Annotated in this window: 13 protein-coding genes; 4 read left to right on the forward strand and 9 right to left on the reverse strand. The window is 73.0% G+C overall.

Features of this window, described 5'->3' with window-relative positions; translation table 11 throughout:
- Positions 1–90: 90 nt before the first annotated feature.
- The 5 genes from HJC40_RS06805 to HJC40_RS06825 are packed head-to-tail and all read right to left on the reverse strand — an operon-like array spanning position 91 to position 5,045.
- Positions 91–927 (reverse strand): ABC transporter permease, encoded by an 837-nt coding sequence (locus tag HJC40_RS06805; RefSeq protein ID WP_249999178.1) that lies wholly within the window; start codon positions 925–927, stop codon positions 91–93.
- Positions 924–1,802 (reverse strand): carbohydrate ABC transporter permease, encoded by an 879-nt coding sequence (locus HJC40_RS06810; RefSeq protein ID WP_249999180.1) that lies wholly within the window; start codon positions 1,800–1,802, stop codon positions 924–926. Before HJC40_RS06810 ends, HJC40_RS06805 begins: the two co-directional genes overlap by 4 nt.
- Positions 1,799–2,854 (reverse strand): ABC transporter ATP-binding protein, encoded by a 1,056-nt coding sequence (locus HJC40_RS06815; RefSeq protein ID WP_249999182.1) that lies wholly within the window; start codon positions 2,852–2,854, stop codon positions 1,799–1,801. The genes HJC40_RS06810 and HJC40_RS06815 overlap by 4 nt, the downstream gene beginning before the upstream one ends.
- Positions 2,851–4,056 carry an extracellular solute-binding protein gene (locus tag HJC40_RS06820; protein ID WP_249999185.1) on the reverse strand — a complete coding sequence of 402 codons (1,206 nt, stop codon included), beginning with the start codon at positions 4,054–4,056 and terminating at the stop codon, positions 2,851–2,853. The genes HJC40_RS06815 and HJC40_RS06820 overlap by 4 nt, the downstream gene beginning before the upstream one ends.
- Before the next feature lie 14 nt (positions 4,057–4,070).
- Positions 4,071–5,045, reverse strand: coding sequence for a LacI family DNA-binding transcriptional regulator (locus HJC40_RS06825; RefSeq protein ID WP_249999187.1), 975 nt, complete (start codon positions 5,043–5,045; stop codon positions 4,071–4,073).
- Positions 5,046–5,196: 151 nt separating this feature from the next.
- Between HJC40_RS06825 and HJC40_RS06830 the strand changes: the two genes are divergently transcribed.
- Complete coding sequence (locus HJC40_RS06830) at positions 5,197–6,783, forward strand: cyclic nucleotide-binding domain-containing thioredoxin-disulfide reductase (protein WP_249999190.1); 1,587 nt, start codon at positions 5,197–5,199, stop codon at positions 6,781–6,783.
- Between the two features lie 12 nt (positions 6,784–6,795).
- Here HJC40_RS06830 and HJC40_RS06835 read toward each other — a convergent pair whose 3' ends face one another.
- The 4 genes from HJC40_RS06835 to HJC40_RS06850 form a co-directional block, all read right to left on the reverse strand.
- The gene (locus tag HJC40_RS06835; RefSeq protein ID WP_249999192.1) at positions 6,796–9,543 is read right to left on the reverse strand and encodes an AAA family ATPase; all 2,748 of its coding nucleotides are present in this window, start codon (positions 9,541–9,543) and stop codon (positions 6,796–6,798) included.
- A 120-nt stretch (positions 9,544–9,663) separates the two neighbouring features.
- Positions 9,664–9,855: a hypothetical protein gene (locus tag HJC40_RS06840; protein WP_249999194.1), complete on the reverse strand. Its 192-nt coding sequence runs from the start codon at positions 9,853–9,855 to the stop codon at positions 9,664–9,666.
- Positions 9,856–9,889: 34 nt separating this feature from the next.
- Positions 9,890–11,464, reverse strand: coding sequence for a sensor domain-containing diguanylate cyclase (locus HJC40_RS06845; protein WP_249999196.1), 1,575 nt, complete (start codon positions 11,462–11,464; stop codon positions 9,890–9,892).
- Positions 11,465–11,494: 30 nt separating this feature from the next.
- A complete protein-coding gene (locus tag HJC40_RS06850; RefSeq protein WP_249999198.1) occupies positions 11,495–12,472 on the reverse strand; it encodes a DUF418 domain-containing protein in 978 nt (325 codons plus the stop codon).
- Positions 12,473–12,553: 81 nt separating this feature from the next.
- Between HJC40_RS06850 and HJC40_RS06855 the strand changes: the two genes are divergently transcribed.
- Genes HJC40_RS06855 through HJC40_RS06865 form a run of 3 tightly spaced genes read left to right on the forward strand, consistent with a single transcriptional unit; the run spans position 12,554 to position 14,798 of the window.
- The gene (locus HJC40_RS06855) at positions 12,554–13,639 is read left to right on the forward strand and encodes a sensor histidine kinase (protein WP_249999200.1); all 1,086 of its coding nucleotides are present in this window, start codon (positions 12,554–12,556) and stop codon (positions 13,637–13,639) included.
- Positions 13,636–14,289, forward strand: coding sequence for a response regulator transcription factor (locus HJC40_RS06860; protein WP_249999203.1), 654 nt, complete (start codon positions 13,636–13,638; stop codon positions 14,287–14,289). The genes HJC40_RS06855 and HJC40_RS06860 overlap by 4 nt, the downstream gene beginning before the upstream one ends.
- A complete protein-coding gene (locus HJC40_RS06865; protein WP_249999205.1) occupies positions 14,286–14,798 on the forward strand; it encodes a hypothetical protein in 513 nt (170 codons plus the stop codon). The genes HJC40_RS06860 and HJC40_RS06865 overlap by 4 nt, the downstream gene beginning before the upstream one ends.
- The last annotated feature ends 1 nt before the right edge of the window (position 14,799 follow it).

A 14,799-nucleotide genomic window follows, 5' to 3' on the forward strand; every position in this document is an offset into this window, starting at 1 on the left:
TCGGATGAACAAGAGCGACCCTAAAAGCTGACACTGACGTGAGAGGCAAGGGCGAGATCAGCTGGCGTCGTGTGCCGTGGAGCACAGCGGTCAGTCGGGCTCCTCCTTGACCCGGGCCACGAGTTGGGTCGGGTTGACGAAGCGCAGTGCGATGACCAGCAGGACCAGCATGGACGTGGTGTAGAGGACGGCCATCGCGTCGACCGACTGCTGGGCCCGGATGCCGGCTGCCGACATGGAGTAGTAGAGCGCCACCACCAGCGTCTGCGAGTCCGGGCCGGCGGTGAGGAAGGTCAGCTCGAACATGCCGACCGTGCGGACCAGCACCAGGATCGAGGCGGCCAGGATGCCGGGGATCAGCAACGGCGCCAGGATCCTGGCGAAGATCTGGTGGGTGCGGGCGCCGCACATGCGGGCCGCTCTCTCGACCGTGGGGTCGATCTGTTCGATGAACGGGGTCATCGTGAGGATCACGAACGGGATGGACGGGACGAGGTTGGCCAGCACCACGCCGGCCAGGTGACCGGCGAAGCCGTACTTGTAGAGGACCGTGGCCAGCGGGATGCCGTACGTGATCGGCGGCATCAGGATCGGGAGCAGGAACAGCAGGTAGACCAGGCGGCGGCCGGGGAAGGAGCGCCGGGCCAGGACGTACGACGCGGGGACGCCGACCAGGACCGAGACGGCGACGACCAGGACCGCGACCTCCAGGGTCACCACCAGCACGTCGAACAGGCCGAACTCGGTCCACGCGGTGGAGTACCAGCGGGTCGTCCAGCCCTGCGGCAGCCACGTGTCGAACCACCGCAGGCCGAACGAGTTGACGACCACCGAGGTGATCACGCCGGCCAGGCTGATCAGGAAGAACGCCACCGCGCCCCAGATCAGCCAGGCGGCCGGTGACGCCACGATCCGGGCGCGGCTCATCCCTTTCCTCCCGTCGAACCGGTGTAGAGCAGCGAGCGCAGGCCGAGCACGACGGCGACCACGGCCAGTTCGACCACGCCCATCACCACGGCGATGGCGCTGCCCAGCGAATAGTCGTAGACCTCGTAGGCCGCGTGGTAGGCGGCGATGGAGATGACCCGGGTGGAGCCGGCCGGGTCGCCGACCAGCACCGCCGAGGGGAACACGCTGAAGGCGAGCACGAACGTCAGGCAGAACGTGGTGGCCAGCCCGGGCGCCAGCAGCGGCAGGGTGATCCGCCGGAAGCGCTGCCACCCGCCCGCGCCCAGGGTGGCGGCGGCGCGTTCGAGCGTGGGGTCGATGCCCGAGAGGTAGGACAGGATGAGCAGGAACGCGAACGGGAACCCGGTGATGACCAGTGAGAAGAACACACCCCAGTAGTTGTTGGTCAGCCGCACCGGCTCGTCGATCAGCCCGATCGACAGCAACGCCCGGTTGAACCAGCCGGCCGGGCCCAGATAGTTGAGCAGTCCCTCGGCGGTCAGCACGGTGCCCAGCGTGATCGGCACGACCAGGACCGTGGTGAGCAGGCGCTTGCCGCGGAACCGGCCGCGCATCCGGTAGGCGATCGGCACCGACGCGGCCACGTTGAGGATCGCCGCCGGCAGCGACAGCCCGAGCGTGGTGGTGATGGTGTCCCGCTGGTAGGCGTCGGCGAAGAACGCGCGGTAGGCGCCGAAGACCCCGCCCTCGGCCGGTTGGAAGGACAGCCCGATCCCGTACGCGAAGGGGTAGACGAACAGCGCCAGCACGCAGGCCAGGCCGGGCAGGAGCAGCCACAGGTGCCGGTCGACGCCCCGCTCGGCCAGCCGGTGCCGCAGCGCGACGCGGGTCACGGGGCGGCCGCCGGGAAGATCAGCACCCGTGCGGGCGCCGCGGTCACCGTGACCTGGTCGCCCGGGGTGGGACGGGCGGCCGCCCGCAGGTGCACGGCCGCCCCGCCGGACGTGCGGGCCTCGACGGCCAGCTCACGCCCCTGATACTCCACGACCTCGACCGTGACGGGGGTGCCCTGCTCGCCGACGTGCAGATCCTCGGGCCGGATGCCCACCACCACGTCGTCGCCGGGGGCGAGCGGGCCCACCGCGGTGCCCTCCAGCGTCAGGCCCACCCCCTCCACGGCCACGACGGCGCCGTGGACGGCCTTCACCTTCATGGGCAGCAGGTTGCGGTAGCCCATGAAGTCGGCCACGTGCCGGTTGGCCGGGCGCTCGTGCAGGTCCTGCGGCGTGCCGATCTGCTCGACCCGGCCGTCGCGCAGCACCACCAGCCGGTCCGCGAGGGACAGAGCCTCCTCCTGGTCGTGGGTCACGTACACCGTGGTGAGGCCGAGGGTCTGGTGCAGCCGCCGGATCTCCGTACGCATCTCGAGCCGCAGTTTCGCGTCCAGGTTGGACAACGGCTCGTCCATCAGCACGAGGGACGGCTCCAGCACCACCGCGCGGGCGATGGCCACGCGCTGCTGCTGGCCGCCGGAGAGCTGGCCGGGCAGCTTCGCGGCGTGCTCCTCGAGCCGGACGAGCCGGATCGCCTCCTCGGTGCGGCGGCGCACCTCGTCGCGGGGCAGCCGGCGCATCTGCAGGCCGAAGGCGATGTTGCGGCGCACCGAGAGATGCGGGAAGAGCGCGTAGTTCTGGAACACCATGCCGAACCCGCGCCGCTCCGGGGGCAGCGTGTCGAGCCGTGCGCCGTCCTGCCAGATGCTGCCCTCCGACAGCGGCAGCAGCCCGGCCAGGCAGTTCAGCGCGGTGGACTTGCCGCACCCGGACGGGCCGAGCAGCGCCAGGAACTCACCCCGGCGGATGGTCAGGCTCAGCCCGGCGAGGGCGTCCCGGTCACCGAAGCGCCGCCGGACGCCGTCGAGGCGCAGCTCGTCGAAGCCGGTCACTTCTTCACCTTCGCGCCGCCGATCTCCCTGTCCCACCGGTCGAACGCGGTCACCAGCGCCTTGGCGTCCAGCGGCACCTCGACCGGGTTGCCGGCGATCAGCTGGTCGTATTCGGGCCGGCCGTACTCGGCGAGCGCCTGCTGACTTTCGGCCGGCGCCATGCTCAAGGTCACGTCCTTGACCGCCGGTCCGGGATAGAAGTAGCCCTGGTCGTACGCCTTGGCCTGCTGCTGCGGCGTGAGCATGTCCCGGAGCAGGTTGAGGACGGCGGCCTGCTTGGCCACTGGCACACCGCGCGGGATGACCGCGTAGTGCGCGTCGGTGACCCAGTGGAAGCCCTCGAGCGTGCCGACCCGGGCCTCCTTGGGCACGGTGCCGAGCACCCGCGGATTGATGTCCCAGCCCGTCGTGGTGGCGATGATCTTCGCCGAGCCGTTGGCCAGGTTCTTCATGGTCTCCGACGTGCTGGACGGGTAGAGGGTCACGTACTTGTCGAGCTCGGCCAGATAGGCCCAGGTCTTCGACCACCCGTTCACCGGGTCCTTGGGGTCGCTGTCGCCGAGCAGGTAGGGCAGGCCCATGAGGAACGTGCGGCCGGGCCCGGAGTTGGAGGGGCGGGCGTACTGCACGGTTCCCGGGTTGGCTTTCGCGTACGCCAGAAGCGCCTCGGCCGTCTTCGGCGGGTCGGCCACCGTGGCGGGCAGGTATTCGATCAGCGGCCCGGACGGGTAGTAGGTGACCGTGACGCCGTGGTCGCCGGCCAGCTTCTGCATGGCTGCCGCCCCGGGCAGGTAGTCGTTCATGCCCGGCAGCCGCGATGCCGAAGCGGGCAGCAGCGCCGTCCACAGTCCCTGGTCGATCCCCGCGGCCAGGCCGTCGACGCCGGTCAGCACGAGGTCGATGTCGACCCGGCCGGCGCCCTGCTGGGCCTTCACCTTGCCGACCAGCTCGGGCGCGGTGGCCTTGGAATAGGTGACCTTCTCGATCTGGTCCTTGTTGCGGGCCGCGAAGTCGTCGATCATCGGCTGGGTCAGCTGGAGGTTCCCGGCCACGTCGAGGACGTTGAGCGTGACGGCGCGGTCCGGCTTGTCGGGCACCGGCCCGGCGGTGGCGCCGCCGCCGCTGTCCGGACTGTCGGGCGCCCCGCAGGCGCCGATCAGCAGGGTGGCGGCGGCTGCGAGCGCGATTCTCGTACGAGCCATGGCGGTGCCCTTCGTCAGCGGGCGGGGCCGGTGGAACCCCGCACCATCAGTTGGGTCGGCAGATCACGCCGGACGGCCTTCCGGCTGTCCAGCAGGTGCAGCAGGAGGTCCACGCCGGCCTGGCCGGCCTCCTCCTTGGGCAGGGCGACGGTGGTGAGCGCGGGATGGACCATCTCGGCCAGCGGGATGTCGTCGAAGCCGAGCACGCTCAGGTCGTCCGGCACCGCGACGCCGCGGGCGGCCAGCCGGTGCAGCAGGCCGAGCGCGACCAGGTCGTTGTAGGCGATCACCGCGGTGACGGCGGCGGCCAGCACCCGGTCGGCCACCGACACGCCGCCGTGGAACTGCGGGGCGACGGTGCCCATCTCGACCAGCTCGACCCCGGTCCGCCGGGTGACCGCGCGCAGCGACCGGACCCGTTCCCGGTTGGCCCACGAGGTGCGCGGCCCGGCGACGTAGGCGATCCGCCGGTGCCCGAGGGCGATCAGGTGGCTCACCGCCTGGCGCATGCCGTCGAGGAACTCGGCGGTCACCGACGGCAGGCCGGGGACGCGGCGGTAGACCAGCACCGTCGGGACCTCGGCGGCCAGCGCCCGCAGCTCCGGCTCGGCCATCCGGGGGGAGCACAGCACGATGCCGTCGACCTGCTTGGCCAGCTTGCGCACCAGGCCGGCCTCGGCCGCCGGGTCCTCGTCGGTGTCGGCCAGGAAGACCGCGTGGTCGGCCTCGTGCGCGCGGCCCTGCACGCCCTTGACGATGCTCGGGAAGAACGGGTTGGCCAGGTCGGGCACGAGCAGGCCGAGGTTGCCGGTGCGCCCGGTGATCAGCCCGCGGGCGGCGCGGTTGGGGTGGTAGCCGAGGCTGGCGGCGACCTCGCGGACCCGGTCGCGGGTGGCCGGCCGGACGACGTCCGGCGTGGACAGCGCTCGGGTCACCGTGGCCGCCGAGACACCGGCCACGCGGGCGACCTCTCTGATGGTCACTGCCACGCGGGCCAGTCTGAAATCCGTTGCAAACCGCTGTCAAGACATCGACCATGATCTCTGCGCTAGGAGCGGATTCCGGTCTGAAAACCTTTTCATTCCGCGTCACGGCCGGGTTCGGAGCGCGGTTGCTGCTTGATCGCGGCATGCTGGACGCGTGAACGCGTACCCGGTCCTCACCGACGAACAGCTGGCGGTCCTTGGCACGTACGGTCAGCAGCGGGAAGTGACCGCCGGAGAGGTCGTCTATTCGCCCGCCGACGAGCACAACCCGCTGGTCGTGGTGCTGACGGGGGAGATCGAGGTCCGGGACGAGGCGCAGGGGCACGACGTCGAGTTCGCGCGGTTCGGGCCGGGGACGTTCGTCGGCGAGCTCAACCTGCTGACCGGGCAGCGGCCGTACGTGACGGCGCGGGCGACGGTCGCGGGCCGGGTGATCACGATACCGGGCGAGCGGCTGCGGACCCTGCTGGAACGGGAGACGGAGCTGGCCGACCTGCTGGTCAACGGCATGATCGCCCGGCGCAAGCTCCGGCTGGCGGACAGCGCCGACCACGGCACCATCGAGATCGTCGGCCTGCCGGTGTCGGAGGGGACGCTGGCCCTGCGCACGTTCCTCAACCGCAATTCGGTGCCGTACCGGTTCGTCGACTTCGAGGCGGCCGCCGACCCCATCGCGACGCGCGACGACCTGCCCGTGGCGGTCACCCCGGACCGCGTGCTGCGGCGGGCCACGCCGGGAAGGCTGGCCGAGGCCCTGGGACTGACCCTGGCCCCGGACGACGACCTGCCCTACGACGTGGCCGTGGTCGGCGCCGGCCCGGCCGGGCTGGCCACCGCGGTCTACGGCGCCTCCGAGGGGCTGCGCGTGGTGGTCTTCGACGCGACCGCGCCGGGCGGGCAGGCCGGGACCAGCTCGCGGATCGAGAACTACCTCGGCTTCCCGGGCGGCATCTCCGGGGCCGAGCTGACCACCCGGGCGACGTTCCAGGCCCAGCGGTTCGGCGCCCGGCTGGTCAGCCCGTGCCGGGTGGCCGCGATCGAGGAGTCGGACGACGGCTTCGCGGTGACGCTCACCGACGGCGGGCGGGCCCGCGCCCGGACGATCGTGGTCGCCGCCGGCGCGGAGTACCGCCGCCTGCCGCTCGACGGGTGGGACCGGCTCGAGGGAGCGGGCATCTACTACGCCGCGACGGAGCTCGAGGCCGAGCTGTGTGCGGGCGCCGAGGCGGTCGTGCTCGGCGGCGGCAACTCGGCCGGGCAGGCGGCCGTCTATCTGGCCCGCCGCTGCAGCCGGGTCACCATCGTCATCCGGCGGGACTCGCTCGCCGAGTCGATGTCGCAATACCTGATCGACCGCGTCGAGGGCCACGACCGCATCGACGTCGCCGCCCGCACCGTCATCGGCGCCGTCCGCGGCCGCGAGCACCTCGACGTGGTCGAGCTGCGGGACAGCCGGACGGACGAGACGCGCGAGGTCGACGCCCGTGCGCTGTTCTGTTTCATCGGCGCCCGCCCGGCCACCGACTGGCTGCCGGCCGCGGTGCGCCGCGACGACGACGGTTTCGTGCTCACCGACGTCGAGGTGCGGACCACCCGGCCCCGCCTGCCCTACGAGACCTCGCTGGACGGGGTGTTCGCGGCCGGCGACGTCCGCCAGGGTTCGATGAAGCGGGTGGCGGCCGCGGTGGGGGAGGGGTCGTCGGTGATCCGCTCGGTGCACCGCTTCCTGGAGCCGCGCTGACGCCCGGGGCGATCAGGGAGTACGGCTGCCACCGGTCAGCGCGTCGCGCAGGCTCGCCCGCGACGAGATCCCCAGCTTGGGAAAGATCCGGTACAGGTGGGCGCCGACGGTCCGGGGCGACAGATAGAGGCGCTCGGCGATCTGCTTGTTGCTCAGCCCGCCCGCGGCCAGCTCGGCGATCTCGTACTCCTGGGCGGTCAGGGCGGCCGGGGCGGACGCGCCGGCCTGCTCCGCGGCGCCCGCCGGCCGGTGCCCGGCGGCCCGCAGCTCCTGGACGGTGCGGGCCAGCCACGGCTCGGCCCCCATCGAGGCGAAGCCCGTACGCGCGTCCAGCAGATGCCGCCGGGCGTCGGCGAGCGCCTTGTGGCGGCGCAGCTTCTCGGCGAAGGCGAGCCGGATCCGGGACGCCTCGAACAGCCAGGGGCGCGCGGACGGCTCCCGCAGCGTGGCTTCCAGCCGCGCGCTCGCCCGGTCGTCGCCGAACGCGAGAGCGTCCACGCCGGCCTGCAGCAGGGCCATCCGCGGGGACAGCCGGGCCACCCCGGCCGAGCGCATGGCCTCGGCGTGGGCCCGGGCCTCGGCCGTCCGCCCGGTGCGCAGCGCCGCCTCGACCAGGTCGAGCATCACCCAGGTGCTGTGCGGCAGGTACGGGGCCAGCACCCCGGCCGGGCTCATCGCGGTGGCGTGCTGGTAGGCGGCCTCGAAGTCGCCCGCGGCCGCGGCGGCGAGCGCGCGGGGATGGTGGGCGAAGGCGGCCGCGCCGGCCACCCCGCGGGGCAGGGCCCAGTGAGTGATCTCGTCGGCCAGGGCGCCCGCCTCGTCGGCCCGGCCGCGTCCGGCCGCGATGACCGCCCGGTTGTAGCGGAAGTACCACGCGAAGAACTGCACGCCGGCGGTGTCGCAGACCCGCTGTCCCTCCCGCGCGAGCTCCTCGGCCTCGTCCCATCGGCCGGTCAGGTAGTCGTCGAGGCAGAGGTGCATCAGCGCGCCCAGGTGCCGGCGCGGCGACCCGCCGTCGCGGCCCTGGTGGACCACCCGCCACGAGGGCTCCCGGAGGTCGGCCAGCCGGTCCAGATAGACCGACGCGGTGCCGGCCCGGACGACGCGGCTCGGGTCGTCCTCGTGGGCCATCCCGGCCAGCAGGACGTCGCTCTCGGCCCGGGCGGAGGCGCCCGTGCGTACCGGGTCGGGGAAGGTCTTGCTCAGCACCGACAGGATGTCGGGCGGCGCCGGGGTGAGCCGCTCCATCGCCCGGTGGAACACGGCCCAGTGCGCCGGGGTGCCCGCATACCAGGACAGCAGGATCAGGGTGTGCAGCGCCTCGACGAGGGCCGGGTCGTCGGCCCGCCAGCCGTGCCGGCCGGTCTCGATCGCGCCGGCCAGGAGCCGGTGGGCGGTGTGCACGTCACCGTCGCCGTTGAGCATGAGGAAGGCGGCCGCGTTGGCCACGTGCAGCGATCCCGACGGGTCCAGGGGCGCGGCCCGCGCGTCGGCCAGCAGGGTCGTCGGGTCGGTCCCGGCATCGCCGGACTCCGCGCCGATGTACGCCGCCTCGGCCAGCCGCCGGACCCGGGCCTCCGTGGTGGCGCTCAGGTCGGCCGCCCGCACCAGCGAGGTCACCGCGCCCAGCACGTCACCGCGGAGCAGCATCCGGTGCGCGGCGTCGTCGAGATGGGCCGCGACCGCCTCGTCGGGCCCGCTCACCGCGGCGGCCAGATGCCAGGCCCGCCGCTCGGGATCGCCGGTCAGCGCCGCCGCGATGGCCAGGTGGGCGTCGCGGCGTTCCTCGTGGGTGGACATCGCGACCAGAGCCGACCGGATCAGCGGATGACGGAAGGACAGGATCGCCGTCGCGTCGTCCACCCGCACCAGCCGGGCCCGCTCGGCCGGGGCGAGATCCTCGAGGCGGGCCATCGCGCGCAGCACGCGGATGTCGCCGGTGCCCTCGAACGTGGCGATCAGCAGCACCCGGCGCGTGGCCGGTGGCAGATCGGCTGTCCGCTGGGCGAACAGCGCCTGCAACCGATCGCTCAGCGGCACCACGCCGGCCTGGCCCGGCCCCGGTTCCTCGGTGCCCACGAGTGTGGCGGGCAGCTCGGTCAGCGCCAGCGGGTTGCCCTGGGCGAGGTCGAGCAGCCGCCGGCGCACGGGCGGCGGCAGGCCGGGGGAGCGGGTGTCGACCAGGCGGCCCGACGCCTCCCGGCTGAGCGGCCGGATGACCACCTCGGTGAGGCCCCGCGGATCGAGGAAACTGTCGGTGCCCGTACGGGACGTCGCCACCACCCCGACCGGGGAGCCCGCGACCCGGCGGGCCACGAAGCTCAGCACCACGGCGCTCGGCCGGTCGATCCACTGCACGTCGTCGACCACGAGCAACACCGGCGCGGTCCGGGCGACGGTTGTCACCAGCGCCAGCGCGGCGTTGCAGACGAGCAGCGGCGCGGCCGGCGGGCCGGGGCCGAAGCCGAGCGCAACGATCAGCGCGTCGCGCAGGCCGGGCGGCAGCCGCATCATCTCGGCGTGCAGCGGCAGCAGCAACTGGTTGAGCACCGAATAGCTGACGTCGGCCTCGAACTCCGAACCCGAGGCGCGCAGCACCAGCATGCCGGCCCGGTCCGCCAGGTCGGCCATGGCGACGATCAGCGCCGACTTCCCGACGCCGGGCTCGCCGCGGACCAGCCGGACGTCACCACCGTCGCGGGCCGACTCCAGGAAACTCGCTATGCGGTCGAGCTCGGTCTCGCGTCCGAAGAGCTCCATCGTTCAGTCGATCGCCGTCGCGGCCCGGACCGGTGCCCCGCGTGCTGGGCGGCGTACCGGCTTCGACATGCAATATATTGCAGTCCATGGGCCGGATCTTGTCAACTGTCCTGGCGCGGGTCACTCGTCGGCGGGGGGCTTGTCCTTCGCGCGGCTGCCGGAGCCGGTGCTGAACGCGATCGCGAAGACTGTCCCGATCGAGACGCCGAAGATGAGGGCGACGATGACACCGTCGAACAGGAGCAGGCCGATCACGCAGCCGATCGCCACGCCGGCGACCCAGGCCCAGACGGGGATGTTCCAGAGTTTCACAGCCGTCGAAGTACCCGGCCGGGCGGGCCGGCAATCAGGAGGCCACGTAGCGGTTCTTGCCCGCGGTCTTGGCCGCGTACATGGCGGTGTCGGCCTGCCGGATCAGGTCGTCGGCGGTGAGCCCGGCCCGGCTGACGGCTATCCCGATGCTGGTGGAGACGTGCGCCGGCGTGCCGGTGACGTCGATCGGCGCCTGGACGCCGGTGATGATGCGCTCGGCGACGGCCTGGGCGTCGGCGGCGCTGGTGACGTCCTCGAGGATGACCGCGAACTCGTCGCCGCCGAACCGGGCCACGGTGTCGGCGGTGCGCACGCTGAGCCGCAGCCGCTCGGCCACGGTCCGCAGGACGGTGTCGCCGGCCTGGTGACCGAGCCGGTCGTTGACCAGCTTGAAGCCGTCGAGGTCGAGGAACAGCACGGCGAGCGGCCGGCCGGTGCGGGCGTGCGTGGCCACGGCGTGGGTCAGCCGGTCGTGGAACAGCATCCGGTTGGCCAGCCCGGTCAGCGGGTCGTGGAACGCGAGGTGGCGCAGCTCGTGTTCGCGCTCGCGCAGGCGGGCCTCGACGTCCTCGCGCCGGGCGATGTCGTGGCGCAGCGCGGTGGTGGCCTGGTCGACCTGGTGCAGGGCCCGGTTGCGGCTGCCGTTGAGCACGGCCGTCATGAGGCACAGCAGCAGGGTCAGCGCCACGCCCGCGGCCAGGCTGAACCGGCTCATGCCGCGGTCGGTGGCGTTCAGCAGCCGGGTCGTGGGCCACAGCGAGAGCTCCCAGTGGCGCTGACCGACGCTGAGGCCGCGTTGCCGCATCAGCCCCTCACCGGGCACTCGGCGGCCCGGTGAGACCGAGGCGAGGACGGTGCCGGCGTCGATCAGCCCGGCCTGGACGGCGCCCTGCCCACGGTCGAGCAGGGTCTGGGCCAGGAAGTCCTGCCCGCGGACGGGCAGCACGATCCAGCCCTGGAACCGGTCGGGCGCGGCCGAGCCGAGCCCGGCGAAGACCGGCGCGGCGAAGGCGACGGACGTCTGCCGGGCCCCCGGGTCGAGCCCCCGGTCGCGGATGAGCCGGAAGGCCGGGCTGATCGCGGGCCGGCCGCTCGCCCGGGCCGTCCGCAGGGCCTCGGTGACCTGCGGGCGCTGGGTCAGATCGATGCCGGCGACGTCATTGACGCTGTCGAACGTGTGCTCGAAGACCACGAAGTCGTGCGTCACCGCGCCCTTCGCCGGTTGCAGGGTCAGCCCGGACGCGCCGTGGTCGCGCCAGTAGCGCTGCAGACCGGCGACCTGCTCGGCGGTGGCCGGCACGACGAAGGAGACGCCGGCCGCCCCGGGCAGCCGGGCGGTGTCGAGCGTGGCGGTCATCCGGGCGAAGTCCGCGGCGCGCAGGTCGGACTGGGCGCCCACGGCGGCGGCCAGATCGCCCACGGTCTCGCTGTAGCGGCTGGTGCGGTCGCTGACCGCGGCCGACAGATCGGCGGCGTAGCGGTCCATCACCTGGCCGGCGTAGCGGTCCTCACCCCGCTCGACCACGTCGTACGCCGCCGCGGTGACCGCGCCGCCGGTGACCAGCACGGCGGCCACCATGAGGCCGGTCCAGCCCCGTCTCCTGCGCACACCTGACTGATCGGCACGAAAGCCCCGCCCCTAAACGTGCGCCGGCCGGTCGGCGGCGCGCAGCGGGACCAGCTGCCACCAGGTCAGGCAGCGCCAGGCCCATTCGAGCGGGCCGTAGCGGAAGCGGCGGAGCCAGACGATGCTGAGCGCGGCCTGGACCGCCGCGATCGCGACTCCGGTCCCGACGATCGGGGTGAAGCCGGACGCGCCGCCGAGGTCGAGGACGCGATCGGCCAGCAGGATCAGCACCGACGCCAGGATGTAGTTGGTGAGAGCCATCCGCCCCATCGGGCCGAGCACCGCGCCGAGCGGCCGGCGCAAGGGCGTCCGCAGGAGAAGCAGGAACGCCACGGTGAAGAGGAAGGCGCAGACGGTACCGGCCGGGAGGATGCGGTAGTTCGCGGTCGGGCCGACCCCCGCGCGCCACTGCAGCCACAGCATCACCGCGGCGAGCGCGACGGCCACGGCGAACGCGATGCCGAGCTGGCGGGTGCGCCGGTCGAGCGTGTCCGGGAGGTCGTACCGAGCGGCCGCCAGACCCAGCAGGAACAGTCCCGGAATGATGAACAGACCGTTGAAGGTGAGACCGGCGGCGAGGGTCAGCACTATGCCCAGCCCGAGCACCCACCGCCGGGAGAGATACGAGGCGGGCAGCAGCACGACGATGCCGAACGCGGCGTAGAACTTCAGAACCTCGCCGGGCTGCAGAAGGGTGTGCAGGGCGGCGAAGACGCCCAGCCACAGCAGCCGGCGCAGCAGGACCAGCCGCGGCCGGTCGGTGCGATCACCCGCCGTGCGCAGGAACAGGGCGAAGCTGATGCCGAACAGGAAGGAGAAGATCGGGAACGGCCGCTGGACGAAGAGCGCCTCCCAGACGTACGCCCCCGGGTGCTCGGACGCCGGCCCGCCGGGGCGGGAGAAGCCGGTCATCTGGACGATGTTGAACTCGGTGATGCCGGCCAGCGCGAGACCGCGCAGGGCGTCCAGTTCGTGGATGCGGCGTGCCATGGATCGAGCCTTCCGCAGGCGACGATCCCCTCGATAGCGCCGTGGGTCGCGTCCGCCACCTACTTTCGTATGCTCCAGGGCATGCGCCGTCGCCGGCTCCTCGACACAGCGATCGACGCCGCGCTCGGCCTGACGGCGGCGGGTGCGGGGATCGCTGTGGACCTGGCCGCTCATCGTTCGACCGGGCTCTCCGTCGCCGCGCAGGTCGCGGGGGCCGGCGCGCTCCTGGTCCGGCGCCGGTGGCCCTACCTGACGGCCGGTGTCCTGTCGTTGCTCAATGTGTTCGTGCCGGTGTGGGCGACGGTCTTCGCCCCGTACGCGCTGGTGGCCTTCACCGGGGACCGCGCCCGGTGGCGTCCGTGGGCCGCGGTCGGCCTGCTGGCGGTCACCTTCTTGATCGGGGCCCGTGCCTGGGAGATCGCCGATCCCTTCTCCGCGCCCCTGGTGATCCTCTGCTCGTCGCTGCTGGGCCTCTACGCCCGGGCCCGAGTGAGGCTGGCGGCCGAGGCGACCCTGCGAGCGGTCGGGCAGGCGCGCGCCGACGAGCGGGTGCGGCTGGCCGGCGAGATGCACGACGTGGTCACCCACCGGCTCAACCTGATGGTGCTGCAGGCCGGCGCGCTGCGGCTGACCGCGCCCGACGACCCGACCCGCAAGTCGGCCGAGGAGCTGCGGATCGCCGGCGTGCAGGCGCTCACCGAACTGCGCGACCTCGTCGGGGTGCTGCGCGACGGCGGGGACCCGGCTCGCGTGAGCGACCAGCCCGGCGACCTCGACGGAGACGTCTCCCGGCTGGTCGAGGACTCCCGGTCGGTCGGGTTGCCGGTACGGTTCGTGGCGACGGGCGACCAGAGCCGCCCCTCCCCGGTGGTACGGCGGACGGTCGTCCGGATAGTGCAGGAGGCGCTGACGAATGTCCACAAGCACGCGCCGGGTGCCGCGACCTCGGTCACGGTGACGTTCGCCGACGAGGGGATCAGTGTGGAAGTGGTGAACGGGCGGTCGACCGGCGCAACCCGTGATCTGCCGGTCGGCGGTAGCGGGCTGACCGGTCTCCGCCACCGTGTCGAGATGGTGGGTGGGTCGCTGGAAGCCGGGCCGGCCTCCGGCGGTGGTTTCCGGGTGAGCGCGCGCCTTCCGGCGTACGTGCCGACGGGCCGTCCGTGATCCGGGTGCTGCTGGTCGACGACGAGCGCCTGGTCTGTGCCCACCTGCGCACGATCCTCGGCACGGCCGGCGACATCGAGGTGGTCGGCGAGGCCTACGACGGGGCCGAGGCGGTCGAGGCGGTGGTCCGGCTGCGGCCCGATCTGGTGCTGATGGATCTGCGCATGCCCGGCGTGGACGGGCTGACCGCGATCGAGCGGATCGCCGGCTTACCCGATCCACCGCGCCTGGTCGTGCTGACGACGTTCGACCACGACGAGTACGTGCTGCGGGCGCTGCGGGCCGGGGCGGCCGGGTTCCTGGTGAAGTCGACCGCGCCGGAGACTCTCGTCGACCTGGTGCGGGCCGCGGCCCGCGGCGGCACGGTCCTGTCGCCGGTGGCCGCGCAGCGCCTGGTCGGGGTGGCGGGCGACCACCAGCGGGTACGCGAGCGCATCGGCCGGTTGACCGAGCGTGAGGCCGAGGTCCTGGCGGGCCTGGCCGACGGAGACTCCAACCTGCGCATCGCCCGTCGCCTCAACCTCTCCGAGGCGACGGTGAAGGGATATGTGTCCCGGCTGCTGGTCAAGCTCGGCTGCGAGAACCGTACCCAGGCCGGTTTGCTGGCCCAGCAGGCCGAGCCGTGGCCCGGTGGGACGATCAGAGGGTGATCAGCGACGACGACATCGCCGCGATGCCCGACGGGCAGCGCCGCGACCTGATGCGCCGGCTCGCGGCCGCGTCGTCCTCACCGGCGCCGGCCGGGCCGCGCCGCTTCGGACGGGACGAGCTGCACCTGACGGTCCTGGTCGTCGCCGCGGTGCTGCTGGTGCCGTGGATCACCTACCTCGCGGCGACCCTGCCCGACGAGTTCGTGGCGCACAACTGGCGGCTCGCGTGGGTGGTTTTCGACCTCGTGCTGCTGGCGATGTTCACGGCGACCGCGGTCCTCACCATCCTGCGGCGACGACTGGCCGTCCTGGTCGGCTTCGCCCTCGGCGTGCTGCTGGTCTGCGACGCCGGGTTCGATCTGATCACCACCGGTCGGGCCGGCCTGTGGTGGGCTCTGGCGTCCGCCGTCGTGATCGAGTTGCCGCTGGCGGCGCTGCTGATGATCGAGGCGTACCGGGGTCTGACTGCGAGTTACGACACCCTGTCGCCGGGCGGGCCCCCGGACTAGG

The organism is Actinoplanes sp. M2I2 (genome assembly GCF_023544445.1).
Taxonomy (GTDB): Bacteria; Actinomycetota; Actinomycetes; order Mycobacteriales; family Micromonosporaceae; genus Actinoplanes.